The following is a 26043-nucleotide window of genomic DNA, read 5'->3' on the forward strand; positions in this document are numbered from 1 at the left end:
CCCCCACCGTAACATCAAACGAGACGAGACGTCTCGTTCAGTTCTGAATGCAGGGTCAGCCACGCCCGTGGCGGCACGAACGCGACGATCTCGGCGCGGTCGACGCGCGCCGTGTCGAATGCCGCGTCGAGCCGTCGGCGCGGGTGGCCGGCCCGGCGCAGCGACGTGTACAGCGACCCGCCGACCCCGGAGAAGCCCACCTCCACCAGCCGCCGGTAGTCGGCGAGTTGGCCGGCCGGCAGCAGCGGGCGCGGGCGCCGCTCGACGCGCAGGATGCCCGCGTCCACGCGCGGAACCGGACGGAACTCCCGGCGCCCGATCCGGCCGAGCAGCCGCCAGTCGACGTGCGGCCAGGTCTCCACCGTCCGCAGCGACCAGCGCCCGAAGTCGCCGGTGCGCCTGCGGGCGTATTCGAGCTGCGTGATGAGCGTGGCGTCGGTCAGGGCGGGCGCGCGCAGACACCAGTCGACGATGTCGGCGGTACGCGAGAAGGGCACGTTGCCGACGACGGCGAAGGGTTCGCGGGGCGGGGGTACGGCGACGAAGTCCCGCTCGTACACCCGTACATGGGGTGTGGCGGCGAGGGTGGAGCGGAGTTCCGGGACGAGCCCGGGGTCGATCTCGTACGCGCGCAACTCGCGGCAGTGCGGTGCGAGCGCGGTGGTCAACGCGCCTTTCCCGGGGCCGACCTCGAGCAGCAGCCCGGCGGGGTCGGGGCGGGCCGCGTGTACGAAGCGGGCGACGGTGGCGGGGTCGACGAGGAAGTTCTGCGAGAGCGTGCGGGATCGGTGCTGCTGCCGGCTGCGGGCCATGGCCTGCGTCCTGTCTCCTGAAAGGGCTTCGTGGGCAGACGAAGGCCCTGACCGGAGCAGGGTGGAGCGGCGCACCGATCACAGATCGGTGCGCGGGGGGACGTCGCGTGTCAGCGGTCGAGGATCCCCGGTCCGGTCAGGGCGCCGGGGGCGCGCCGCAGCCGGGTGAAGGCGGCGACGGAACCCCGGAAGGAGCCGGTCTCTACGATCGCCATGAAGTTGCTACCCATGCCCCGGACGCTAGACGAGCCGGATCGTCTCGCACAACCGGAATTACTTCCCGCCGGAAACGCGGCGGAACGCGGAGATCGGTCCGTAGGCTCCGACCTGGCTGTGAGTCGTCCACCAGGGACGTACGAGGTACGAGGAGAGGAGCGGTCATGGGACTGCCCGTGGTGCATTTCGAGATCGTCGGCGCCGACCCCGCGAAGTTGCGCGCCTTCTACGGAGAGCTGTTCGGCTGGGACTTCGACCTGGGGGACGCGAGCACGCCGGTGGTGTCGCAGGCGGGCGAGTACGGCTTCGTGCACGGTGGCGCGAACCCCGTGCCGGGTGAGGCCACGGACGGAACCGTGCCCAGCATGAACGGCGGGGTCGCCGGCGGGGCGGGCTTCCGGCCGCGGGTTCTCTTCTACATCGGCGTCCCCGATGTGGAGGCCGCGCTCCGGAAGGCGGAGGCGCTCGGCGGGACCCGCCGGATGGGCCCCGAACCCGCGGACCCCGCGCCCGGCACCCTGGTGGTCGGGCACTTCGCCGACCCCGAGGGCAATGTCGTCGGGGTCGCCGGTTCGGCCTGAGCGACGGCCGGGCGGCCGGGGGTCGGCGCCCACCGACCGCCGCCTGACCGCCCGGCCGCCCGGCCCGGATCAGCCCGGATCAGCGCTGATAGCGGGCCAGCACCAGATTGCCGTCCTTCACCAGCCGTTTCTCCAGTTCGGCGCGGTCGATCGAGCCGCTGTAGTACTCCTGGAGCGCGGGCGTCGCGACCTTGTCCTTCCACTCCGGATAGCCGCGTACCGACTGCGCGGGCGCCGGCAGCAGCTCGCGCGCGAGCGCGGCGCCCGTCGACCAGCCGTCCTTCTCGGTGCGCAGGGACGGGTCGGCGAGCGCCGCCGTACCCGTGGGCAGCATCCAGTCGCCCCGGGCGAGGCGGACCATGTTCTCGGGCTGGAGCAGGAAGTCGATGAAGGCGACGGCCTCTTCCTTGTGCCGTGTGTCCTCGGAGACCGACAGGGTCTGCGGGCTGACGCCCTGCGTCGCGCCGTCGGCTCCGGCGGGCGACGGCAGCACCGTCCACTCGAAGCCCTTCGGCGCCTGCTGGATGATCTGCTGACGGTACGAGAAACCGAGCGGCACCATCGCGTACTTCTTCCCGAAGAACCCCGGCAGCGTGTCCGAACCGCCCATGCCGAGCGTGGCACCCGACGCGCTGCCGTCGTTGTTGACCTGGTCGTGGATGACGGCGGGAACCTCGGCGTCGGCCTCGGTGTACAGAATCGTCACCTTGTCGTCCGCGCCCCGGTGGAAGAGCTGCCCGCCGGTGGACCGGCTGAGGTTGAGCGTCGCGGAGACCGGGTCCTTGAGCGGCCAGGCCACCCCGTACTCCGCCTGCCCCGCCCCCGGCTTCCGCCCCTCTCCCGCCGTGAGTTCCTTGGCGGCCGCCCTGAACTCGGCCCAGCTCCACGGCTTCTCGACGGTCGGGATCCGGACGTCGGAGGCTTCCAGGATCTTCTTGTTGGCGATCAGCACGCGCGGCTCCTGGAGGAACGGCACGCCGTACACCCCGTCGCCGAACTCCGTGGTCTCCCAACTGCGCTCCGGGATGTCCCGCTTCAGCCGGTCGGGCAGCAGCCCGTCGAGATCGGCGAGATAGCCGCCGTACGCGAAGTCGGCGAGGTCGTCGGAGGCGTCGTGGATGATGTCGGGCGCCTCACCGCCCTCGAAAGAGGTGAGCAGTTGGTCGTGGACGCTGTCCCAACTGCCCTGCACGTACTCGACGCGCACGTCGGGGTGGGCGGCGTTCCACTCCTTCACCAGCTCCTTGTTGACGGCGACCGACTCGTCCTGCCACGCGAGGGACTGGAAGCGCAGGGTGATCCGCCCGTCCGCCGAGTCGCCGTCGGAGCCCGAGCAGCCGCTGAGCAGCAGTCCGAGGGTGGCCGCGGCGGCCACCCACCTCGCTCTGATACGCATCAGGTCTTCACCGCCCCGGCGAGCATGCCGCCCGTGATCCGTCGTTGGATGATCGCGAAGATGACGAGTGAGGGGATCGTCGCGAGGAACGCCGCCGCCGCGAGCGGCCCCAGGTCGGCGACGCCCTCGGCGCCGAGGAAGTGGGTGAGGATCACCGGCAGTGTCTGCTTCTCCGGGCTCTTGAGCAGGACCAGCGCGAAGAAGAACTCGTTCCACGCCGTGATGAAGGCGAACATCGCGGTGGCGACGATGCCCGGCGCCAGCAGCGGGGCCGTGACGGAGACGAGCGTACGGAGCCGGCCGGCGCCGTCGACGGACGCCGCTTCCTCCAACTCGGCCGGTACGGCCCGTACATAACCGACCAGCATCCACAGCGCGAACGGCAGGGACCACACCACGTACACCATGATCAGCCCGAACAGGGAGTTGATCAGATGGAGGTTCTTCAGCACCAGGAAGAGCGGGATGATCACCAGGACGAACGGGAACGCCTGGCTGATCACGACCCAGCCGGTCGCCGCCGTCGCGAGCCTGCTGCGCTGCCGGGCCATCACGTACGCCATGGGTGTCGCGATGACGACGGCGATCAGCGAGGCGCAGAGCGCGACGGTGAGGCTGTTGCCGGCGGCCCTGAGCAGGGGCTGCTCGTCGAACGCCTGCCGGAAGTTCTCCAGGGTCGGGCTGTCGGGGATCCAGGTGGGATGCAGACTGCCCAGCTCACGCGCCGGTTTGAAGGCGGTGGAGATCAGCCACAGGAACGGGAAGGCGAGAAAGACCAGGTAGCAGAGGAGCGCGAGATACTGCCCGGCGCGCGCGGGTCTACTGGTGCGGAGACTCATTTCTCCTCCCCCGACTTGAGACGTCCCACCAGGTAGAAGGCGAGGAGAACGGAGATCACGGCGACCATGACACAGCCCATGGCGGCGGCGTAGCCGAACTGGCCGTAGCGGAACGCCTCTTCGTAGGCGAAGAGCATGGGCAGTCGGGTGCGGCCGCCGGGCCCGCCGTTGGTCAGCACGTAGACCAGGGCGAATGAATTGAAGTTCCAGATGAAGTTGAGCGCCGTGATGGCGAGGGCGACCGGCTTGAGCGCGGGCCAGGTGACGGTACGGAACCGGCGCCAGGCGCCCGCGCCGTCCAGCGCCGCCGCCTCGTGCAGTTCGTCCGGGGTGTTCTGGAGTCCGGCGAGGAGCGCGACGGTGGTCTGCGGCATACCGGCCCAGATCCCGACGACGATCACGGCGGGCAGGGCGGTGGCGAGACCGGTGAGCCAGTCGCGGCCGTCACCGAGACCGAAGTCGCGGATGGTCTCGTTGAGGATCCCGGCGTCGGCGTTGTAGACGAGGCGCCACATGATGCCGACGACCACCTCGGGCATGGCCCAGGGGATGATCGCCAGCGCCCGTGCGAGCCAGCGGAAGCGGAGCCGCTGGTTCAGCAGCAGGGCGAGGCCGAGCGCGAGCACGAACTGGGGGACGGTCACGCCGACCGCCCACAGCAGACCGATCCGGAAGGACTCCCAGAAGAGCGTGTCGTGGTACAGGTCCTGGAAGTTGAGCGTCCCGATCCACTCGGTGGGCTCGGTGCGCCCGGACTGCGCGTCGGTGAAGGCGAGAGTGATGCCGTAGAGCAGGGGGCCGACGCTCAGGACGAGGATCGGTATCAGAGCCGGCAGCACCAGGAACCAGGCACCGCGGTCGACCACCTTCTCCCGTGGCCGTCCGTCCTCCGGTGTCCTCTTGCCGGACCGCGCCTTTGCGGTCGCCACTGTCACGAATTCGGCTCCTTCGGGCGGCTTTGTGGGGATGGCCGCCCGAGGGGGTGTCTTGCGGCCCCCGTCATCGTGCTGACGAGCGGTGGGTTCGTCAAGCCAACCTGCGTGAATGCGAGACTGGGGCCACGAACGGCAGGACCGAGGGAGAGTTTCGATGGACGAGGCACAGGCGCGGGCCGTACTGAACGCCACGGGCCTGTCGGCACGCGGCGCCGAGCTGCTGGCGCTGGGCGAGAACGCGGTGTTCGGCGTCGGCGGGCTGGTCGTCAAGGTCGGCCGGAACCTCGCCGACGCGCCGGAGCTGCTGGAGCGTGCCGAGCGTGAACTGGCCGTCGCCGACTGGCTCGCCGAGAACGGCGTCCCGGCCGTCCGGGCGGCCGAGCCCAAGGTCCGTACGGTGGACGGCCACCCGGTGACGCTCTGGCGGCGGCTGGCCGACGCCGTACGCCCCGCAGGCCCGGCCGATCTCGCGGCCCTGCTCCGCCTCGTCCACGCCCTGCCCGCGCCGCCCTTCGAGCTGCCCCGCAGGGAACTGCTCGGCGGCGTGGAGCGGTGGCTGCGCCTCGCGGGCGACGCGGTCGACCCGGCCGACGCCGACTATCTGCGCGAGCGCAGGGACGGCTTCGCCACCGCCGCCGCGGCGCTCGCACCGCACCTCGCGCCCGGCCCGATCCACGGCGACGCGCTCCCCCGCAACGTCCATGTCGGCCCGGACGGACCGGTCCTGGTCGACCTGGAGACCTTCTCCACCGATCTGCGCGAGCACGACCTGGTGGTGATGGCGCTCTCCCGCGACCGGTACGGCATGCCCTCGGAGGCGTACGACACCTTCACGGACACCTACGGCTGGGACGTACGCGACTGGTCCGGCTGCGCCGTGCTGCGCGGCGCCCGTGAGACGGCGAGCTGCGCGTGGGTGGCGCAGCACGCCCCGACGAACCCGAAGGCGCTCATGGAATTCCGCCGCCGGGTCGCGTCGCTGCGCGACGGCGACCCCGAGGTCCGCTGGTACCCCTTCTGACGGGTTCTGACGGGCGGTCGCCGCGCGGGCCTGTCGCCTGCCCGCCCCTTCCCTCAACCGGGGCTCCGCCCCGGACCCCTTACGGCCTTCGGCCGTGCCCTCGAACGCCGGGCGGGCTGGATTCCGGGGCTCCGTGGCTCCGTGGCGCCGGAAGGATCGGAGAGGGCCGACGGGCTGAATGCCCCGCCGCGCGATCAGCCCGCCGCCGGGACCAGCTCCCGCAGCGGCCAGTCCGCGTTCACCACCGCGTCCGTGTTGCCCTTGCGGCGCAGGAAGCTCTGGAAGTCGGCCGCCCACTCCGCGTACCAGACGATCTGCTGTTCGTGCAGCGCCGCCGCCGTCAGGGACGCGACCTGGCGGTGGCGGCCCGCTATCGCCGTCGCCACCCGCACGGCGGCCAGCGCGTCCGCGCCCGCGTCGTGCGCGGTGTCCAGCACCACCCCGTACTCGGTGCAGACCGCCTCCAGATTCCGCTTGCCCCGCCGGTACTTGTCGACGGCGCGGTCGATCGTGTACGGATCGATCACCGGGCCGATCCGCCCGTCGCCCGTCCGGTCGTTGAGCGACGGCAGCCCGTGTCGCGCCAACTCCGCCGCGAGCAGCGTCAGATCGAACGACGCGTTGTACGCCACGACCGGCACGCCCCGCGTCCAGTAGCCGGCCAGCGCCGAAGCGATCTCGTCCGCCACCTCACGCGCGGGCCGGCCCTCCGCCGACGCGCGCTCGCTGGTGACCCCGTGGATCGCCGACGCCTGCTCCGGGATCCGGATGCCCGGGTCCGCCAGCCAGTCCCGCCGCTCCTCCACCGCACCGTCCCGCACCGCGATCACCGCGGCGGTCACGATGCGCGCCTCCAGCGGCTCCGTGCCCGTCGTCTCCAGATCGAATCCGACCAACGGCTCCCCGTGCCAGCCCATCCCGGTCCTCCCTCATGCTTCTCCCCGTTCGGCTTTCACCCTCGCACGCGGCACTGACAACGCCGGCCGGAGCCTTGACGCGGCTTCAGGAGACACGGCTTCAGGAGACCGGTCGCGAGTCGGCCCACACCGACTCGAACTCCTCGCGATACGTCTGGAACAGCCCGTGCTCCTGGTCCTGGCCGACCCGTACGACATCGCGCCCGGCACCCCGCAGCACCAGCACCGGCGCCTCCATGCCGCGGGCCCGTCTCAGATACGACTGCACGACCGCCAGCCCGTCGGCGCCGTCCCCGTCGACCAGATACGCCGTGAAGCGCGGGGTCTCGTCGAAGACATGGATCTCGAAGGCGCCCGGGTCGCGGAGCCGGGAGCGGACCCGGCGCATATGGAGGATGTTCATCTCCACGGAGCGGCTCAGCTCGCCCTTCTTGAGACCCAGTTCGCGCTCGCGGCGCTTGACCGAGCTGCTGGCCGGGTTGAGGAAGAGCAGCCGTATCCGGCAGCCGGACTCGGCGAGCCTCACGAGGCGCCGGCCGGAGAAGTTCTGCACGAGGAGGTTCAGGCCTATCCCGACCGCGTCGAGGCGCCGGGCGCCCCCGAAGAGGTCCTCGGCGGGGATCTGCCGCTGGAGGCGGACCCGGTCCGGGTGGACGGAGACCACGTCCGCGTACCGGTCGCCGACCAGGTCCTCCACGGCGTCCACCCTGAGCCGCTCGGCGGACGGCACGGGCGTCCCGTTGCCCAGGATCTCCAGCAGCCGCGCCGACGCCCGCTCGGCCTGCGCGAGGACGGCCTCGGACAGCGCCCGGTTGCGGGAGACGACGTTACGGGCCACCTCCAGCTCGTCCAGGGCCAGCTCGACGTCCCTGCGGTCGTCGAAGTACGGCTGGAAGCCCGGCCAGTGCTGGACCATCAGCTCCCGCAGCTGCGGGAGCGTCAGGAAGCTCAGGACGTTGTCGTCGGCCGGGTCGAGCAGATAGCCCTTACGTCGGGAGACCTCGCGGACGGCGACGGCGCGCTGGACCCACTCCTGCCCCGCCGGTCCGGCGGCGGCCACCACCCAGTCGTCGCCGTGCACCGGCTCGTAGATGGGCTTGAGGATCGCCGAGACGACCGCACGAAGCCGTTGTTCGACCAGATTCAGCCAGATATAGGCCCGGCCGGCCCGCTGGGCGCGTGTACGCACCTCGCTCCAGGCCTCCGGGCCCCAGTCCAGTTCCGCCCCGATCTCCATCGGCCGTGCGAGGGAGACCGCTCCGGGCGGGATGTCGCCGGAAACCCCCTCGTGACCTGGGTCACCTGGGGGTAGCTCCAGCCCTCCCGAGCTCACCCGCGCACCGCCTTCCCTCCCCTTTCAACGATCAAGGAAGGGTACTGCGCAAACAGGAGGAGACGCAGCCGGATGCGCAGGCTCGTTTCTCAACTGCCCAGGCGCGGCCGGGCGTTCTGTGTGCCGATCTCGGCCGGAGTGGGATGATTCATAGCGATTGGGCCTGGTGACGGATGGTCGACTCAGGGGCGGCGTATGGTCTGAATCCGGCCATATACGACGTCAGGACACGGTCCGGCAACGGGGTGGTGCTCCGGGAACGCGAAGTTGACCCGCCGGGTCGGTCCGACTGCTTCCGGCCCGGCTTCGGCGACGGCCTCCTAGGAGGTTGCGCTTCTTTCGGGGAGTATCTGATCGAAGAAAGCCCCAGCACCCGGATCAGAAGTGGAAGAGTCATATCTATGCAGGTCTGGCCGGGACAGACGTATCCCCTCGGCGCCACGTACGACGGCGCCGGAACCAACTTCGCGGTCTACTCAGAGGCCGCGCACCGGATCGAGTTGTGCCTCCTGCACGACGACGGTTCAGAAACGGCGGTGGAGCTCCGCGAGACAGACGCCTTCGTCAGGCATGCCTACCTGCCGGGCATCATGCCTGGTCAGCGGTACGGCTTCCGGGTCCACGGGCCGTACGAGCCCGAGAACGGGCAGCGCTGCAACTCGGCGAAGCTGCTCCTGGACCCGTACGCCCGCGCGATCAGCGGCAGCATCGACTGGAACGAGTCGGTGTACGGCTACCACTTCGGGAAGCCGGACTCGCGCAACGACATGGACTCGGCGCCGCACACGATGACGGCCGTCGTGGTCAACCCGTACTTCGACTGGGGCGACGACCGCCGCCCGCGGACCGACTACCACCGCACCGTCATCTACGAGGCCCATGTGAAGGGCCTGACGATGCTGCACCCGGATCTGCCGGAGGAGCTGCGCGGTACGTACGCGGGGCTGGCCCATCCGGCGGTGATCGAGCATCTGACCGAGCTGGGTGTGACCGCGCTGGAAATAATGCCGGTGCACCAGTTCGTCAACGACCACCGGCTGGTGGACGCCGGCCTCAACAACTACTGGGGCTACAACACCATCGGCTTCTTCGCCCCGCACAACACCTACGCCTCCTGGGGAGACCGGGGCGAGCAGGTGCTGGAGTTCAAGCAGGCGGTGAAGGCGCTGCACGAGGCGGGCATCGAGGTGATCCTCGACGTGGTCTACAACCACACGGCCGAGGGCAATCATCTGGGCCCGACGCTCTCCTTCCGGGGCCTCGACAACGCCTCCTACTACCGGCTCGGCGCCGACAATCCGCGCTACTACACGGACACCACCGGCACCGGGAACTCGCTCCTGATGCGCAGTCCGCACGTGCTCCAGCTGATTATGGACTCGCTGCGGTACTGGGTGGAGGAGATGCATGTCGACGGCTTCCGCTTCGACCTCGCCGCGACACTCGCCCGCCAGTTCCACGAGGTGGACCGGCTGTCGTCGTTCTTCGACCTGGTCCAGCAGGACCCGGTGGTCAGTCAGGTGAAGCTGATCGCCGAGCCGTGGGACGTCGGTGAGGGCGGCTACCAGGTGGGGAACTTCCCGCCGCTGTGGACCGAGTGGAACGGCAAGTACCGCGACACGGTCCGCGACCTGTGGCGGGGCGAGCCGCGCACCCTGGCGGAGTTCGCGTCCCGGCTCACCGGCTCGTCCGACCTGTACCAGGACGACGGGCGGCGTCCGCTGGCGTCCATCAACTTCACCACCTGCCACGACGGCTTCACCCTGCACGACCTGGTCGCCTACAACGACAAGCACAACGAGGCGAACGGCGAGGGCAACAGGGACGGCGAGAGCCACAACCGCTCGTGGAACTGCGGGGCGGAGGGGGACACCGACGACCCGGAGGTGCTGGAGCTGCGCGACCGTCAGGTGCGCAACTTCATCGCGACGCTGATGCTGTCCCAGGGCGTGCCGATGCTCAGTCACGGTGACGAGTTCGGCCGTACGCAGGGCGGCAACAACAACGCGTACTGCCAGGACAACGAGGTCGCCTGGGTGCACTGGCCCGAGAAGGGCGACGAGAAGAACAAGGGTCTGCTCGCCTTCACCCAGACCATGGTCTGGCTGCGGCGCGACCATCCCGTGTTCCGGCGGCGGCGGTTCTTCCACGGCCGTCCGGTGGAGGGGACGCACGACGAGCTGTCGGACATCTCGTGGTTCACCCCTGAGGGTGAAGAGATGATCCAGGGCGACTGGGACGCGACCGACGCGAAGGCCATGTCGGTCTTCCTGAACGGGCAGGCCATCTCGGAGCCGGGGCCGCGTGGTGAGCGGATCTCGGACGACTCGTTCCTGCTGATGTTCAACGCGAGCGCCGAGACGCTGGAGTTCGCCGTGCCCGCCAATCACGGCAGCCAGTGGCGGATCGTCGTGGACACGGCCCGTCCGGAGGGTGTGCCGCCGGGCGACGGTCCGAAGGTGGACGCGGGCGAGCGGATCACGATGATCGGCCGCAGCATGACCGTGCTGATGCGGCAGGTGTGACCGGGACCGGGGCGGGGTGCGGGTCCGTGCCCCGCCCCGGTCGGGCCCGCCCGTCGGACGGGCCCCCGGGGTCTCCGGGCAGGTCTCCGGGCATACCTCCGGTCGGGCCGGGCTGCCGAATGCATGAGCGGATGACACAGAAGCCGCTCAGCGGGGTACGTACGTTCGCATGACGCCCTCTGCCACCTACCGACTCCAGCTCCAGCCGGACTTCCCCTTCGCCGCCGCCGCCAAGGCGGTGCCGTACGTGGCCGCGCTCGGGGTCTCGCACCTCCATCTGTCACCCGTGCTGGAGGCCGTACCGGGCTCGACCCACGGATACGACGTCGTCGACCACTCGCGCGTACGCGCCGAGCTGGGCGGCGAGGAGGGGCTGCGGAAGCTGGCCGACCGGGCCCACGAGTACGGGCTCGGGATCGTTCTCGACATCGTGCCCAACCACATGGCGACCGCGCCCCGGCACAACAGGGCCCTGTGGGAGGTGCTGCGGGAGGGTCCGGCGTCCCCGTACGCGCGGTGGTTCGACATCGACTGGGAGGCGGGCGGCGGGAAGCTGCTGCTGCCCGTGCTGCCGGGGCCGGTGGGTGGTGAACTGGCCGAACTGCGGGTCGAGGACGGCATGCTGCACCACGGCGAGCAGAGCTTCCCGCTCGCCGCCGGCACGGAGGAGCTGCCGCTGCCCGCGCTCCTCGACGCCCAGCACTACCGGCCCGCGTGGTGGCGGCTGGGGCGCACCGAGCTGAACTACCGGCGTTTCTTCACCATCTCCGAGCTGATCGGGGTGCGGGTGGAGGACCCGGAGGTCTTCACCGCGACCCATGCCAAGATCCTCGAACTCGTACGGGACGGGGTCGTCGACGGTCTGCGGATCGACCATCCGGACGGCCTGGCCGACCCGGAGGCGTATCTGCGCCGCCTCAACGAGGCCACGGGCGGGGCCTGTTGGACGGTGGTGGAGAAGATCCTCACCGGGGACGAGCCGCTGCCCGCGAGCTGGCCGGTGGCGGGCACGACGGGGTACGACGCGCTGCACCGCATCGACGGGCTGTTCACCGATCCGGTCGGCGCCGACGAACTGGCCCAGCGCTTCCGGGACTTCACCGGCCCGGCGGGCGACCGGGGCGGCTACTGGGAAGCGACCGTGCGGCGCGCGATGTACAAGGTCGTCATCGACGAACTGGCCGCCGAGACCGGGGCGCTGGCCCGGATCGCGGAGCGGATCTGCGCGGCGGACGTCACGTTGCGCGACCACGCGCCGTGGGCGCTGCGGACGGCGATCAGGGAGCTGCTGGTACGGGTGCCCGTCTACCGGCCCTACACGGTCGCGGGCGGGCCCTGCCGGAAGTCCGACGAGGCCGCGGTGTCGGAGGAGGCGGCGCGGCAGGCGAAGGCGGCGTTCGCGGTACCGGAGGAGGCCGCGGCGGTAGACGTCGTACGGGAGTTGGCGCTCGGCAGGCTCGGCGGCGGCCCCGACCGGACGGCGTTCTGCGCGCGTTTCGCCCAGACGTCGTCCGCGCTGCGCGCCAAGGCCGTGGAGGACACGGCGTTCTACCGCCATGTGCCGCTGCTGTCCGCGAACGAGGTCGGCGGTGACCCCGGGCGGCCGGCGGTGAGCCCGGAGCGCTTCCACGACTACTGTGCGCGCCTGGCCCGCGACTGGCCGGCCACCGGCACCGTGCTGACCACGCACGACACCAAGCGCAGCGCGGACGTACGGGCCAGGATCACCGTCCTGTCCGAGTGCCCCGAGCGGTGGGACGCGTTGCTGCGCCAGCTGGCCGGGGTCGCCGCGCCGGACGCCCAACTCGCCTGGCAGGCGTGGCAGACGGCCGTCGGTTTCACCCCGGCGGAGGCGCCGCCGGACGGCGCCCGGATGGAGCCGGCGCTGCTCAAGTCCGTACGGGAGGCGGGGCTGCACACCAGCTGGACGGAGCCGGATCCGGTGTACGAGCAGGCGGTACGGGACTTCGTGGCGGCCGGCCCGGCCGGCCGGCCGCGTGAGGCGGTGGCCCGGCTCACCCGTGAACTCGCCCCGTACGTACGGGCGAACACGCTCGGCGCGGCGCTGGTCCATCTCACGATGCCGGGCGTGCCGGACATCTACCAGCGCACGGAGCGGGAGTATCTGGCCCTGGTCGACCCGGACAACCGCGAACGCTTCCGTACGGGCCCGCCCGACGAGAAGACGGTGCTGACGGTGGCGGCCCTGCGACTGCGCCGCGAACGCCCCCACGCCTTCGCGGAGTCGGCCACGTACACACCGTTGAACGCGACGGGCCCGGCGGCGGACCACTGCACGGCGTTCTCCCGCTCGGGTGAGGTCATCACGGCGGTCACACGGCTGTCCCTGCGCCTGGCGGCGGCGGGCGGCTGGTCGGGCACGGTGCTGGAACTCCCGGCGGGCCGCTGGACGGACGCGCTCTCCCCGGACCGTGAGTTCCCGGGCGGGCCGATCTCCCTGACGGAGCTGCTGTCGGCGAGCCCGGTGGCGCTGCTGTCCCGCCGCGAGTAGCGCCGCGGGGCGGGGTGCGGAGGCCGGGCGCGGGCGCCGGACGGACGTGAGGGGCGTGACGGGCGTCCGTCCGGCGGCCGGGTGCTCCGGCGGCTCAGCCCGCCGCTGGGGCCTGGAGGATCTGGAGGTAGTTGCCGACCGGGTCCGAGACGGTGGAGAAGATCCACCCTCCTCCGACGTCCTCGACCGGCCGCACCCAGGTCACTCCGAGCGTGTTGAGGTGCTTCTCGGCCGCTCGGATGTCGCGCACCGTGATGTTGATCAGATGCCTCCCGGGCTCCGCGGCCTTGTCCGCGACGTCGTCACGCCGGTCGAAACCGATGATCGTCTCCTGCCCGACGACAAGCATGTGCTCGTCCCAGCGGGCACCCAACGGCTCCAGCGCGGCGCGATACCACTCGATGAGCGGTTCGGGGTCCGTGCTGCCGAGGATGACGCCGAGTCCGGTGATGTTGCTCTGGGCTGCCATGAGGTGTGCCTCCCTCTTGTCCTTGCGCCTGTCCACGCGTGTCCAGGTCCTGGCCGTGCGCCTGATACGCACATACAAGGTCATGACCGTCCGCGGCGGCGGAAATCATCGGTCCCCGCGCGCCGCCGCACCGGGCACCGCTCCGGACGGCACCGGAGCCGGTGCCGGGGCCGCCTCGCGCAGCCGCTCCGGCTTGGCCGGCCACCACACCCGGTCGCCCAGCAGCGCCATCGCCGACGGCAGGATCAGCGCGCGCAGCACGATCGCGTCGAAGAGCACGGCCACCGTCAGCCCGACGGCGATCTGCTTCATCTCGATCCGGTCGATGAACAGGAAGCTGACGAAGACCGAGACCATGATGACCGCCGCGCTCGTGACGACACTCGCCGAACCGGCTATGCCTTCGACCACCGCCTCCCGCGTCGGCACCCCGCGCCGCACCCGTTCCCTGATCCGGCTCACCACGAAGATCTGGTAGTCCGTCGAGAGCCCCACCAGGATCGTGAAGATCATCAACGGGTTGCGGGAGCCGACGAAGCCGGTGGAGTCGAAGCCGAGCAGCCCCTCGGCCCACGTCCCCTGGAAGACCAGCGCGAGGACACCCCAGGAGACCGCGACGGCGGCCACGTTGAGCGCCACGCCCAGCACCGCCAGGACGACGGAGCGGAAGGCCATGTACATGATGACCAGGGTGGTGAGCGAGACGAGCACGATCACCCAGGGCAGTCGCCCCTCCTGATGGGCCGCGTAGTCCACACCGCCGGCGGTCTCCCCGGAGACGGCGGTCTCGGCGCCGTCGACCCGCCCGACCGTCGCGGGGATGAGTACGTCCCGTACGCGCGTCAGTGAACGCTCCGCCTCGTCGGAGTTCTGCGTGTACGGAACGGGCAGCCGCAGCAGGGCCGTTCGGCCGTCCTTGGACACGACGGGCTTCGGCGGACCGTCCTGGGCGAAGAGCGGATCGCCCTGGGTGCGGGCGGCGAGCTGCCGCAGCCCTGTCCGTGCCTCGTCGGCGTGCGCGTCGTCCGCCCTCACCAGGACGAGATGCGCGATTCCCCGGGCGGGGTACGCCTCCGTCAGCCTGTCGTACGCGGCGACCGACGGGACGCTGTCCGGGAAGGTCTCCTTGCCCTCCGTACCCATGACCATGCCCAGCGCCGGCAGCGCGAGGGCCGCTGTCGCCGCGACGCCGGCCATGAGGGTGAGAAGCGGCCTGCGCATCACCGGGCGCAGCATGGCCGTCCACATCCGGGAGCCGTCGGCGCCCGGCCGTCCGGCGCGGCGGCTCTTCCGGCCGTCCATCCGGGGGCCGAGCTTCGCGAGCAGCGCGGGCAGGACGGTCAGTGACGCGGCGACGGCGACGAGCGTCGCCAGGATCGCGCCGGTGGCGATGGACGAGAAGATGACGTCGTCCACGACGTAGAGGCCGCCGAGCGCCAGGACGACGGCGAGTCCGGAGTCGACGACCGCGCGCCCCGAGGTGGCGGCGGCCAGCTCCACGGCGGCGACGTGGCTGATGGTGCCGCCGGACCGCTCGCGCTCCTCCCTGGCCCGCTTGAGATAGAAGAGCGAGTAGTCGACACCGACGGCCATGCCCAGCATGAAGACGACGCTGATGACCGCGCCGCCCGCGTCGGGGAAGACCCAGGACGCCAGCCCGTACAGCCCGATGGCACCGCCGATCGCGGAGACCGAGAGCAGCAGCGGGATCCCGGCCGCCAGGACGGTGCCGAAGACGACGAACAGGATGATGAACGTGATCGGCAGACTGATCATCTCGGTCCGCTGAAGGTCGGTCCCCTGCTTGTCGTTGACTCCGTTGGAGATGGAGGCGCTGCCGGTCTGTTCGATCGTCAGGCCGGGGTGTGCGTCGCGTACGGCCTCGGTCTGCGCGAGCAGCGCGTCGACGTCGGTCTTGGCGGTCTCCTTGTCACCGCGCAGGGTGACGGTGACGAGCAGCGACCCGCCGTCCTTGGAGGCGACCGGGCCGGCGACGGACACGACGGCCGGCAGCCTCTCCATCCGCTGCTCGACGGCGCTCGCGGCGGCCCGTGCGGCCCGGGTGTCGAGCGGCCCCCCGCGGGAGGTGATGAGCACGTCCTCCTGGGGCGCGGGCGTGAGACCGCTGTGCTGGGCCATGGCCTCCGCGCGACCCGCCTCGCCCACCCAGAAGTCCTCGAACTTCCCCTTGTTCGTGCCCGCGGCGGCGCCCGCGCCGACGCAGAGCGCGAGGAACACGACCCACCCGACGACCGCGCGCCATGGGTGGGTCGCGCACCAGCGCGCGACTCCGACGGTGAACTGCTCTCTGCCCGACATGACGGGCACCTCCCCCTGGACGAACCTGATTCGCTGCTGATGATCAGGTTCCCGCCCGGGGTGTATCCGGGTCACTGGGGTACACCGCACAACCTGCCTGCGGTTTTCCCCAGCAAGCGGCTACGGAAAGCCGCTCGGCGAGCCGCTCAGCACGCGGTTCGGCGGGCGGTTCGGCGCGGCACCGGCGCCGCGAGGGGCGCCGTCAGTGCGCCGCGAGCCGGAAGCTCAGCTGACCGAAACTCACCATGTCGCCGTCGCGCACCACGACGGTCCCCGTCACCCGACGCCCGTTGACCGTCGTGCCGTTGGTCGACCCCAGATCCCGCAGGATCCACCGCCCGCCCTGCATACCCAACTCGGCGTGGAGCCGGGAGACGGTGTCGTGGCTGAGCCGCAGCCCGTTCATCGGATCGCGGCCGATACGCAGCGGAATCGGGCCCGGGTCGGGCAGCAGCAGCTTCGGCAGCCGCTCGACCTGCCAGGCCCTGCGCAACCGTACGGAGAACGCGGACGCCCGCCCCACCGCGCCGAACAACCGCCGTGTCCAACGGCCGTCGGTGTCCAGGTCGGCCGTGAGCACCTGCAACTCGTCCGACCTGCGCGCGGCCAGCGCGAGATCCATGCGGCGGATGAAGGTGTCGTGCGACAGCTTGCCCTGTGCCGCTCCTTCTCTCAGCACCGCGAGCACACGGTCGCGCTCGGCGTCGGAGAGCCGCGCGGGATACGTGTTGAACTCGAACGAGGACGTCACATGACTGATTGTCGGGCCGAGTCGGTGAGGTGTCCAGAACGGCCATCGCACGGTGACAAAATTGGTTCGACCGGCCACTTGCCGCTCGTTTACGGTGAGCGCCCCTTCCTGGAGGCTCACTTACATGACCGATCCGGTCTTCCGTCAGATCGCCGATTCCGAAGCTCCGCTGTTCCGTTCTCTGCCCGACGCGGGACTCGTCGGCCGCGCGATCACCGGGGTCGAGTACCGCACCGTCGCCGAGGGCGGCGACTACCGCCCCGAGTGGAGTTGGGTGGCGCTGCGCGACGGCGTCGTCGTGGCCCGCGCCGCCTGGTGGGGCGGACCCGAGGACCGGGAGCCGCTGGTGCTCAACTGGCTCGACATCGCGGAGGGCGAGGACGAGGCGGGCGCGGAACTGCTCCGCCGCGCCCCGTGGAACGTCGAGTACGAGCTGATCGCGCCCGCCGGCTGGCGCGAGGACGCGAAGCTCCGCGCGGCCGTCGAGTCCCGGACGGACGCCGCACGGGCCGCCGGGATGAAGCCGCTGGTCGAGCGCTTCACCTACCGGTGGACGTCCGATCTGGCGCTGCCGGCGCGGCCGGGCCGGCTGGAGTTCCGCCCCGAGCCGGACGACGACGTGATCTTCGACGTGCTGCGCCGCGTCCAGGCGGGCACGCTCGACGCGCACGCGCTGCGCGCGATCGACACGTCGGGGCCGGACAGCGCCGCCCAGGAGGAGCTGGACTTCTTCCGCTGGTGCCCGTCGCCGCGCGAGTGGTGGCAGCTGGCGTACGACCCGGCGGGCGAGCTGGTCGGCATCCACGTACCCGCGCACAACCCGTCGGGGCCGTGCGTCGCGTTCATCGGAGTCGTACCGGAGCAGCGCGGTCACGGGTACGCGTACGACCTGCTGGTCGAGTGCACGAACGTGCTGGCGGAGAACGGAGCGACGTTCATCGCGGGCGCGACGGACCGGGGGAACTTCCCGATGGCCGCGCAATTCGCGCGCGCGGGGTATCCGGTGGTGACGGAGCGGATCAACCTGGTGTGAGCGGGCGGATCGGCCGGGTCGGATCGGTCGGGCCGGGTCGGTCCGACCACGGGACCCGTCCGGCAGCGGGACCCAGCTGGCCGGATCCGGTCGTGTCCTCCGAATCGACGCGATCACCGAGCCTCCTGCCTGCACTCTTGTCACTATGTGGGTGATGAGTGCCGACGACATCGGCGACAGAGGGGGACGACTCATGCAGTTCGAGGTCTGGGCACCGCAGGCGCGGGACCGCGTCACGCTCCACCTGGAAGACGCCACCGGCCACACCACCATGACCCGCGACCCGCTGCGCGAAGGCTGGTGGACCGCCGACTCGCCCGCCGCCGACGGCACCCGCTACGGCTACGCCCTGGACGACGGGCCTGTGCTGCCCGACCCCCGTTCCCGCCGCCAGCCGGACGGCCCGGACGGGCTCAGCGCGGTCGTCGACCATGACTCGTACGAGTGGTCCACGCCGTGGCGCGGCCGGCCGCTGCCGGGCGCGGTCCTCTACGAGCTGCACGTCGGCACGTTCACCGACGAGGGCACCCTGGACGCGGCGGGGGCCCATCTCGCCCCGCTGGCCGCGCTGGGCATCACCCACGTCGAGCTGATGCCGGTGTGCCCTTTCCCGGGGACGCACGGCTGGGGGTACGAGGGTGTGTCGCTCTGGGCGGTGCACGAGCCGTACGGCGGACCCGAGGCACTGAAGCGCTTTGTCGACACGGCGCACGGGCTGGGACTCGGCGTCGTGCTCGACGTGGTGCACAACCACCTGGGCCCGTCCGGCAACTACCTGCCGCAGTTCGGCCCATACTTCACCGACACGCACCACACCCCCTGGGGATCGGCCGTCAACCTCGACGCCCCCGGCTCGGACGAGGTGCGCGCGTATCTGCTGGAGAGCGCGCTCGCCTGGCTCCGTGACTACCGCTTCGACGGGCTGCGTCTCGACGCGGTGCACGCCCTCGCCGACACTCGCGCGCTGACCTTCCTGGAAGAGCTGTCCACCGCCGTCGACGCGCTCTCGGCGGAGCTGGCCAGACCGCTGTTCCTGATCGCCGAGTCCGATCTGAACGATCCCCGGACGACCACGCCGCGCCCGCAGGGCGGTCTCGGGCTGCACGCCCAGTGGAACGACGACTTCCACCACGCGCTGCACACCGCGCTCACCGGCGAATCACAGGGCTACTACGCCGACTTCGCGGCCGGGCCGGTCGCCGCGGTGGCCAAGACCCTGACCCGCGGCTTCTTCCACGACGGTACGTATTCGAGTTTCCGGGGCCGGGCGCACGGCCGCCCCGTCGATCCCGGCAGGACCTCCTCGTACCGCTTCCTCGGCTACGCCCAGACCCACGACCAGATCGGCAACCGCGCGCTCGGCGACCGGTTGTCGGCGACGCTCTCCCCCGGTCTGCTGGCGTGCGCCGCGACGCTCGTACTGACGGGGCCTTTCACACCGATGCTCTTCATGGGCGAGGAGTGGGGCGCCCGTACGCCCTGGCAGTTCTTCACCGACCACCAGGACCCGGAGCTGGCGGAGGCCGTACGCAACGGCAGGCGGCGGGAGTTCGCGGCGCACGGCTGGGCGGCCGAGTCCATTCCCGACCCGCAGGACCCCGCCACGCGCGACCGCTCGTGCCTGGACAGGGCGGAGGCGGCCCGCGAGCCGCATGCCCGCCTGCTCGCCTGGCACCGCGACCTGATCGCCCTGCGCCACAGCCATCCGGACCTGTCCGACCCGGACCTGGCGACGGTGAAGGTGGCGTACGACGAGGGCGCGCGCTGGCTCGCGTACCGGCGCGGCGATCTGCGCATCGCGCTGAACCTGTCCGCGCGGCCGGTCGAGATCCCCCTGGGCGGCCGGACCGGCCAGGTGCTGGTGGCCTGGGGCCCGGTGGAGCCGCCCGGCCGGGACGGGGTGCTGCGGCTGCCGCCGGAGTCGTGCGCGGTACTCGCGGGCGGCTGAACTCCCGCCACCGGCAGAAAGCGAGTCAGGAGGGCGGAGAGTCGGGAAGGGAATTCTGCGGCAAGGAAAATCGACGCCCTCGTGTGCGCTCGAACGCCTAGCGTCTGCACCATGAAGCAGCGATCTCTCGGCAGGACAGGGCTCCGCGTCAGCGAACTCTGCCTCGGCACGATGACCTTCACCAAGGACGACGAGGCGGGCGCGCACCGCATCCTCGACACCTTCACGGAAGCCGGCGGCACCTTCCTGGACACGGCGGACGCGTACGGCCGGGGCGTCTCGGAGGAGGTTCTCGGCAGCTGGCTGAAGGGCCGCGACCGCGACGGGCTCGTCATCGCGACGAAGGTGGCTCTCCCGATGGGCGAGGGCCCCAACGAGGCCGGGCTGGGCCGCAAGCACATCATCGCGTCGGTGGAGGCGAGCCTGCGGCGGCTCGGCACCGACTACATCGACCTCTACCAGACGCACGTCTGGGACTTCCGGACCCCGATCGAGGAGACCCTCGGCACGCTCGACACCCTCGTGACGGCGGGCAAGGTCCGCTACCTGGGCGCGAGCAACGTCTCCCCCGGCCAGCTCCAGCGGGCGCTCGACGTGGCCGACCGGCGGGGCTGGGCGCCGTACGTCTGCCTCCAGCCGATCTACAACCTCCTCGCGCGCGAGGTGGAGTGGGAGCTGCTGCCGCAGAGCGAGGCGGCGGGCGTCGGGGTGATCCCGTACAGCCCTCTCCAGGGCGGCTGGCTGACCGGCAAGTACCGGCGCGGCATGACGTCGGTCCCGCCCGGCAGCCGTGAGTCCCACGGCGACGGCGAGAGCTGGCGGGGCCGCGACAACGAGGAGACCTGGCGGGTCGTGGAGACGGTCCAGGCCGTCGCCGCCGAGTCGGACCGCACCCCCTCACAGGTGGCACTGCGCTGGCTGCTGGGCCGCCCGGGAGTCACGGCCCCGATCATCGGCGCGCGGACACTGGACCAGCTGACGGACAATCTCGGCGCGGTGGGGTGGGAGTTGACGGCGGCTCAGACGAGCCGGCTGGACGAGGCCAGCGCCCGCCCGCTGCCGTATCCGTACAACGTGCTGGCGCGCTTCGTCTGAGGATCCTGTACGGCGCCGCGGTACGGCCCTGACGGCACGGGTACGGCTCCGCTGTACGGTGCCGGGCGGCGTGTAACAGGCGGGTGTCGCGGTGCTGTTCACAGTGCCGCAACACCCGTTCCCAACATGCGGACAGCTGCCCTGATCTCTCGACAGACCGGCCCGAGCACTGCGAGTCTCCCGCTATGCATCTCGTCAACCGTTCCCTGGTCACCGCTCTGTGCTCCGCCCTCGCCTTCGGCGCCGCCCTCACCGGCTGCTCCCCGCAGCCGGACGACAAGGCGTCCGGCAAGGCGTCCGGCACGCAGGACACGGCGGAGTCCTGCGCACCCGGCGGGCTTGCCACCGAGGCGGCGGGGAAGCTGACCGTCGGCACCGACAAGCCCGCGTACGCCCCCTGGTTCGCCGACGACGAGCCGTCCAACGGCAAGGGGTTCGAGTCGGCGGTGGCGTACGCCGTGGCCGAGCGGCTCGGCTACGGGCGCGACGCGGTCGTCTGGCAGACCGTGCCCTTCAACACCTCGTTCGCGCCGGGCGCCAAGAAGTTCGACTTCGACATCAACCAGGTCTCCATCAGCGAGTCGCGTAAGAAGGCCGTCGCCTTCTCCTCCGGCTACTACGACGTACGCCAGGCCGTCGTCGCCCTCAAGTCGTCGAAGGCCGCGCGGGCGACCGGCGTGGCCGATCTGAAGGACGTGAAGCTGGGCGCCCAAGTGGGCACCACCAGCCTGGACTTCATCAATGACCTGGTGAAGCCCACGCAGCGGGCCGCCGTCTACCAGAAGAACGACTTCGCCAAGTCGGCCCTGAAGAGCGGCCAGGTGGACGCCATCGTCGTGGACCTGCCCACCGCCTTCTACATCACCGGCGCCGAGGTGCCGGAGGCGGAGGTCGTCGGTCAGTTCCCGGACTCCGGCGACAAGCCGGAGCAGTTCGGTCTCGTCCTCGACAAGGAGAGCACGCTGACCTCCTGCGTGAGCGGCGCCGTGGACGCCCTCCGTAAGGACGGCACCCTCGCCGCCCTGGAGAAGAAGTGGCTCTCGGACGCCGTCGACGCACCGGTACTCAAGTGACGCTGGACAAGACCCCGGACAAGTCGCCGCACAAAACGCTGAAGAAGAGACTCGCCGGGCCCGGCAGCGACGACGGCTACGTCCCCTCGGAGCGCCGCCTCGCCCGCGAACGCCACCGGCGGGCCCGCGCCCGGCGCGCGACGGCGATCGCCGCGGTCAGCACCCTTGTGACGGGCGCGGTGCTGTTCGTCCTGATCACCAACTCCCCCGGCTGGGAGCGCACCAAGGAGACCTTCTTCAGCGCCCACTACGCGCGCGTGGCGTTCCCCCAGGTCATGGAGGGCCTGTGGCTCAATCTGCGGCTGCTGGCGGTGTGCGGTGCCGCCGTGCTGGCGCTCGGGCTGCTGCTCGCGGTGGCGCGTACCCTGCGCGGGCCGGTGTTCTTCCCGGTACGGGCGCTGGCCACCGCGTACACGGACTTCTTCCGCGGACTGCCGCTCATCATCTGCCTGTTGATGGTGGTCTTCGGAGTGCCGGCGCTGCGCCTCCAGGGGGTGACCAACGATCCCGTACTGCTGGCCGGCACCGCCCTCGTACTGACCTACTCGGCGTACGTCGCGGAGGTCTTCCGGGCGGGCATCGAGTCCGTCCATGCCTCCCAGCGGGCCGCGGCACGCTCCCTCGGGCTCAGCAGCGGGCAGGCGCTGCGCTTCGTCGTACTGCCCCAGGCGGTGCGGCGCGTGGTGCCGCCGCTCCTCAACGACCTCGTGTCGCTGCAGAAGGACACCGGTCTCGTATCGATCGCCGGCGCCGTCGACGCCGTGTACGCGGCGCAGATCATCGCGGGCAAGGACTTCAACTACACCCCGTACGTCGTCGCCGGTCTGGTCTTCGTCGCGCTGACGATCCCGATGACCCGGTTCACCGACTGGGTGACGGCCCGGATGGACCGGCGACGGGCACAGGGAGGAATCGTATGAGCGCGCCGACGGACGCGACACAGGACACGGGATCGGGCACGGGACCGGGGGCGGCAGGGGCCGCCGCGCCCGGGGCTCCCGTGCTGCGGATGGAGGCCGTCCGCAAGTCGTTCGGCACGGGCACGTCACCGGTGCTGCGCGACGTGGACCTGGAGGTCGCCCCGCACACGGTGACCGCGCTCATCGGCGCCTCGGGGTCCGGCAAGTCGACCCTGCTGCGCTGCGTCAACCTCCTTGAGGAGGTGGACGACGGGGCCATCTGGCTGGACGGCGAGGAGATCACCGATCCGCGCACCGACACGAACGCGGTGCGCCGCCGGATCGGGGTGGTGTTCCAGGCGTACAACCTCTTCCCGCACCTCACCGTCCTGCAGAACATCACCCTCGCTCCCCGGCGCGTCCACGGGCTCTCCCGCACGGAGGCGGACGCACGCGCCCGCGAACTGCTGGAGCGGCTCGGCCTCGGGGCGAAGGCCGGTGAGTACCCGGATCGGCTCAGCGGCGGACAGCAGCAGCGGGCGGCGATCGTACGGGCGCTGGCGGTACGCCCCCGCCTGCTGCTCCTGGACGAGATCACCGCCGCGCTGGATCCCGAGCTGGTCGGCGAGGTGCTCGGCCTCGTACGCGAGGTGAAGGGCGAGGGCATGACGATGGTCATCGCCACCCACGAGATGGCCTTCGCCCGTGAGGTCGCCGACCAGGTCTGCTTCCTGGACGCCGGGGTGGTGCTGGAGCGGGGCACCCCGGAGGAGGTCTTCGGCGGCCCCCGGGAGGAGCGCACCCGGCAGTTCCTGCGGCGGATCGTGGAGGCGGGTCGTCTGTGAGAAGGCGGCGGCGCGTACGGCAGGATGGAGGGCGACCAGCCCACCGGCCGCCAGGAGTACGCCCATGACCGCTCGGAACGGCACAGCGCCGTGATGCTCACACGGGTCGTCGCCGAAGGCGTCGCCCGGGGCGACATCACGCTCGCGTTCCGGCGCTGGGCGACCAGCAGGGTCTCCCCCGGCGGTACGTTCCTCTCCGTCGCCGGGGTGATCGTCATCGACGCCGTCGAGCGCGTCGATCCGGCGACGATCACCACCGAGGAGGCCCACGCCGCGGGCGCCCGCCACGTCGAGGACGTGCTGGCCGCGCTGCGTGGCACCTCCCGTGATCCGGTCTTCCGGATCACCCTGTCCTACGGCGGCCCGGACCCCCGGCACGCGATGGCGGCCGACACCGACCTCGGCGCCGACGACGTCGCGCACATCGGCGCGGCGCTGGACCGGCTCGACGGACGCGCCGCGCGCGGTCCGTGGACGCGCGAGACGCTGCGGCTGATCGAGGGCAACCCGGGTACGCGTGCCGTGGATCTCGCGGCGTCCCTCGGCGTCGAGAAGGACACGCTCAAGCGCGACATCCGCAAGCTGAAGGACCTCGGTCTCACGCTCAGCCTCGACACCGGCTACACGCTCTCCCCTCGGGGAGCCGCGTGGCTGCGCGCGCTGTAGGAGGGCGTGTGCGGTCGCCGGCCCCGACATCCGGTGGGAGACCGGCGTGCCGCCGGAAATTCCTTGGCGTGGTGGGCGGGAACGGCGGAGACTCGTCCCATGGCTGACATGGGGGCGTTCCGCGAGGCGGTCATCGCGTGGGCGGCCGGTGGCCCGAAGGACCCCGGCGACTCCCACGGCCCCCACCACCCCGGCGACTCCGCGCGCGAGTTGGCCGCGAGGCTGCCCGTGCGGGCGGTCGTGCTGCTCGAAGGGCCGAGCGACGTCGCCGCGGTCGACGCGCTGGCGGCGAGCCGCGGGCGGGATCTGGCGGCCGAGGGAGTCTGCGTCCTGCCGATGGGCGGGGCGATGAGCGTCGGGCGCTTCGCCCAGCTCCTCGGGCCGTCCGGCCTCGGCCTGCGCCTCACCGGACTGTGCGACGAGCGCGAGCGTCGTTACTACACCCGAGGCTGGGAGCGGGCGGGGGCGGCGCAGGACGGGTTCTTCGTCTGCGCGGCGGATCTTGAGGACGAACTGATCCGCGCGCTGGGCGTGACACGGGTCGAGGAGCTGGTCCGCGCGGAGGGCGACCTGCGCCCCCTGCAGACCTTCCTGCGGCAGCCCGCGCAGCAAGGCCGCTCCGCACAGCAGCAGTTGCGGCGCTTCCTCGGTACGAAGAAGGGCCGCAAGATCCACTACGGCCGTGTCCTCGTGGAGGCCCTCGACCCCGACCGCGTACCCGCCCCGCTCGACGACCTGCTGGCCGTCCTCTGACCCCCGGCGGGCGCTCGGACCCCGCCCGGTCCCCGCTCAGTCCTCGTCGGGGCCCGACGGTGAGACCAGGCGCTCCAGCAGTTCCTGGAAGTCGTCACCGACCACGATGCGCAGCCCGCCCGCCTCGGTGTTCCCCTCGTCCTTGTCACTGAGCTGCGTCAGCGTGCCGTCGCGCCACCAGTAGACGTACGGGCTGATCGCGCCCGGCGTGTCCTCGAAGCCGGACGCGGCGAACGACGCCATCGCGTTCAGCGACGGGATGACCGTGGCGTCACGTATGACGTGGAACGCGAGCTGATGGCGGAACGGGAACGCCACCAGCGCCCCGTCCGTGCCGAGTCGGCGCCCGGTGACCTGGTGTACGACGCTGTCCAGCGCCAGCACCCGGCTCGCGGTGTAGAACGAGTCGCCCATGACGACCTCGAACCGCATCCCCTCCGGGTCCTTGACCGTCTCCCGCCCCTCGACGGGCAGTTGGCGCAGATTGCCCAGTGCCTGCGCCCGCAACTCGTGCAGCGGGCCCAGCGGTTCCAGCGCCTCGTCGGTGAGCATCATGACGCTCTCCGGGAGGTCGAGCGCGAGGATCTCGTACAGTCCGGGGGCGACGGAGCGCGCGTACGCGAACGCCTGCGCGTCGAGGCTGTCGCCGCTGATCACCCGCGGGTAGAGCTGGGCCCTGATCTGCGCGGGCGACAGGGTGTCGAGGGCCGAGGGGCCGTCCATGGTCCGCAGGACCATCCCGGCGTGCTGCCGGACGAGTTCGCCCCAGACGCGGGCGCCCCGGTCGTCGTTGTGGCAGACGGCGGCGAGGTTGGAGAGCCCGAACTGGCGGCCCGCGCTGTCGGTCACCAGGTCTGAGTAGACGGTGACCTCCAGGCCCCGCTCGGCGAACGCCTCACGGACCTGGCTGCGGAAGAGCGCGGCCTCGTCGGTCGAGAAGAAGGAGAATTCGGGGTCGCGAGGCATCTCGCGCCCGTCCCGTTTCGGCCCACGTCTGAACAGCCCCACGTCGTCCGCCTCCCCATGATCGCACCCGGCTACGCGCCCCGGTCCCCGTTGCCCCTGTGATCGTCAATGTGCGTCGAACGATCGATGGTAGGCCCTG

General features: G+C 71.2%; 22 protein-coding genes. 12 read left to right on the forward strand and 10 right to left on the reverse strand.

The genetic code is table 11. The annotated features are described in order from the left end of the window. Window positions 1-14 precede the first annotated feature (14 nt). On the reverse strand, window positions 15-812 hold the full coding sequence (gene erm, locus ACFUN8_RS01635) for an ErmE/ErmH/ErmO/ErmR family 23S rRNA (adenine(2058)-N(6))-methyltransferase (RefSeq protein WP_383630012.1): 798 nt from the start codon (window positions 810-812) through the stop codon (window positions 15-17). 380 nt (window positions 813-1192) lie between these two features. Between erm and ACFUN8_RS01640 the strand changes: the two genes are divergently transcribed. Further along, complete coding sequence (locus ACFUN8_RS01640; protein WP_383630013.1) at window positions 1193-1609, forward strand: VOC family protein; 417 nt, start codon at window positions 1193-1195, stop codon at window positions 1607-1609. A gap of 79 nt (window positions 1610-1688) precedes the next feature. Here ACFUN8_RS01640 and ACFUN8_RS01645 read toward each other — a convergent pair whose 3' ends face one another. Genes ACFUN8_RS01645 through ACFUN8_RS01655 form a run of 3 tightly spaced genes read right to left on the reverse strand, consistent with a single transcriptional unit; the run spans window position 1689 to window position 4779 of the window. Next, window positions 1689-3005 carry an ABC transporter substrate-binding protein gene (locus tag ACFUN8_RS01645; protein ID WP_383630015.1) on the reverse strand — a complete coding sequence of 439 codons (1317 nt, stop codon included), beginning with the start codon at window positions 3003-3005 and terminating at the stop codon, window positions 1689-1691. Beyond that, window positions 3005-3844: a carbohydrate ABC transporter permease gene (locus ACFUN8_RS01650; protein ID WP_383630017.1), complete on the reverse strand. Its 840-nt coding sequence runs from the start codon at window positions 3842-3844 to the stop codon at window positions 3005-3007. Before ACFUN8_RS01650 ends, ACFUN8_RS01645 begins: the two co-directional genes overlap by 1 nt. Next, window positions 3841-4779 (reverse strand): carbohydrate ABC transporter permease, encoded by a 939-nt coding sequence (locus ACFUN8_RS01655; protein WP_383630019.1) that lies wholly within the window; start codon window positions 4777-4779, stop codon window positions 3841-3843. The genes ACFUN8_RS01650 and ACFUN8_RS01655 overlap by 4 nt, the downstream gene beginning before the upstream one ends. 154 nt (window positions 4780-4933) lie before the next feature. Between ACFUN8_RS01655 and ACFUN8_RS01660 the strand changes: the two genes are divergently transcribed. Continuing rightward, window positions 4934-5800: a phosphotransferase gene (locus ACFUN8_RS01660; protein WP_383630021.1), complete on the forward strand. Its 867-nt coding sequence runs from the start codon at window positions 4934-4936 to the stop codon at window positions 5798-5800. A gap of 194 nt (window positions 5801-5994) precedes the next feature. Here the strand turns inward: ACFUN8_RS01660 and ACFUN8_RS01665 are convergent, their stop codons facing one another. Further along, window positions 5995-6717, reverse strand: coding sequence for a 3'-5' exonuclease (locus ACFUN8_RS01665; RefSeq protein ID WP_383630023.1), 723 nt, complete (start codon window positions 6715-6717; stop codon window positions 5995-5997). Window positions 6718-6817: 100 nt separating this feature from the next. Continuing rightward, entirely contained in the window at window positions 6818-8050 is a 1233-nt protein-coding gene (locus ACFUN8_RS01670) for an SAV2148 family HEPN domain-containing protein (protein ID WP_383630025.1), read from the reverse strand. 401 nt (window positions 8051-8451) lie between these two features. Here ACFUN8_RS01670 and glgX point away from each other — a divergent pair, with 401 nt between their 5' ends. Together glgX and treY are read left to right on the forward strand one after the other, a co-directional pair. Next, a complete protein-coding gene (gene glgX / locus ACFUN8_RS01675) occupies window positions 8452-10575 on the forward strand; it encodes a glycogen debranching protein GlgX (protein ID WP_383630027.1) in 2124 nt (707 codons plus the stop codon). Window positions 10576-10744: 169 nt separating this feature from the next. Then, window positions 10745-13087: a malto-oligosyltrehalose synthase gene (gene treY, locus ACFUN8_RS01680; RefSeq protein ID WP_383630029.1), complete on the forward strand. Its 2343-nt coding sequence runs from the start codon at window positions 10745-10747 to the stop codon at window positions 13085-13087. A gap of 94 nt (window positions 13088-13181) precedes the next feature. Here treY and ACFUN8_RS01685 read toward each other — a convergent pair whose 3' ends face one another. The 3 genes from ACFUN8_RS01685 to ACFUN8_RS01695 form a co-directional block, all read right to left on the reverse strand. Continuing rightward, window positions 13182-13556 carry a VOC family protein gene (locus ACFUN8_RS01685; RefSeq protein ID WP_383630031.1) on the reverse strand — a complete coding sequence of 125 codons (375 nt, stop codon included), beginning with the start codon at window positions 13554-13556 and terminating at the stop codon, window positions 13182-13184. A 105-nt stretch (window positions 13557-13661) separates the two neighbouring features. Further along, a complete protein-coding gene (locus ACFUN8_RS01690; protein WP_383630033.1) occupies window positions 13662-15875 on the reverse strand; it encodes an MMPL family transporter in 2214 nt (737 codons plus the stop codon). Between the two features lie 202 nt (window positions 15876-16077). After that, a complete protein-coding gene (locus ACFUN8_RS01695) occupies window positions 16078-16626 on the reverse strand; it encodes a DUF1707 and FHA domain-containing protein (protein ID WP_383630035.1) in 549 nt (182 codons plus the stop codon). 124 nt (window positions 16627-16750) lie between these two features. Here ACFUN8_RS01695 and ACFUN8_RS01700 point away from each other — a divergent pair, with 124 nt between their 5' ends. The 8 genes from ACFUN8_RS01700 (at window position 16751) to ACFUN8_RS01735 (ending at window position 24938) form a co-directional block, all read left to right on the forward strand. Beyond that, the gene (locus tag ACFUN8_RS01700) at window positions 16751-17659 is read left to right on the forward strand and encodes a GNAT family N-acetyltransferase (RefSeq protein WP_383630037.1); all 909 of its coding nucleotides are present in this window, start codon (window positions 16751-16753) and stop codon (window positions 17657-17659) included. A 193-nt stretch (window positions 17660-17852) separates the two neighbouring features. Then, window positions 17853-19607, forward strand: a complete 1755-nt coding sequence (treZ, locus tag ACFUN8_RS01705) for a malto-oligosyltrehalose trehalohydrolase (RefSeq protein WP_383630077.1) — start codon at window positions 17853-17855, stop codon at window positions 19605-19607. Window positions 19608-19718: 111 nt separating this feature from the next. Continuing rightward, window positions 19719-20702: an aldo/keto reductase gene (locus ACFUN8_RS01710; protein WP_383630039.1), complete on the forward strand. Its 984-nt coding sequence runs from the start codon at window positions 19719-19721 to the stop codon at window positions 20700-20702. 185 nt (window positions 20703-20887) lie between these two features. Beyond that, window positions 20888-21775, forward strand: coding sequence for an ABC transporter substrate-binding protein (locus tag ACFUN8_RS01715; protein ID WP_383630041.1), 888 nt, complete (start codon window positions 20888-20890; stop codon window positions 21773-21775). Window positions 21776-21813: 38 nt separating this feature from the next. Further along, window positions 21814-22695, forward strand: coding sequence for an amino acid ABC transporter permease (locus ACFUN8_RS01720; protein ID WP_383630079.1), 882 nt, complete (start codon window positions 21814-21816; stop codon window positions 22693-22695). Window positions 22696-22784: 89 nt separating this feature from the next. After that, a complete protein-coding gene (locus ACFUN8_RS01725) occupies window positions 22785-23519 on the forward strand; it encodes an amino acid ABC transporter ATP-binding protein (RefSeq protein ID WP_383630081.1) in 735 nt (244 codons plus the stop codon). Between the two features lie 24 nt (window positions 23520-23543). Beyond that, window positions 23544-24185, forward strand: coding sequence for a hypothetical protein (locus ACFUN8_RS01730; RefSeq protein WP_383630043.1), 642 nt, complete (start codon window positions 23544-23546; stop codon window positions 24183-24185). A gap of 99 nt (window positions 24186-24284) precedes the next feature. Next, entirely contained in the window at window positions 24285-24938 is a 654-nt protein-coding gene (locus ACFUN8_RS01735; RefSeq protein ID WP_383630045.1) for a TOPRIM nucleotidyl transferase/hydrolase domain-containing protein, read from the forward strand. Between the two features lie 36 nt (window positions 24939-24974). On the opposite strand, the gene ACFUN8_RS01740 is transcribed toward ACFUN8_RS01735, so the two are convergent. Continuing rightward, window positions 24975-25946: a hypothetical protein gene (locus tag ACFUN8_RS01740; protein ID WP_383630047.1), complete on the reverse strand. Its 972-nt coding sequence runs from the start codon at window positions 25944-25946 to the stop codon at window positions 24975-24977. Window positions 25947-26043 lie beyond the last annotated feature (97 nt).

The organism is Streptomyces sp. NPDC057307, assembly GCF_042667665.1.
In the GTDB taxonomy this organism is placed as follows: Bacteria; Actinomycetota; Actinomycetes; order Streptomycetales; family Streptomycetaceae; genus Streptomyces.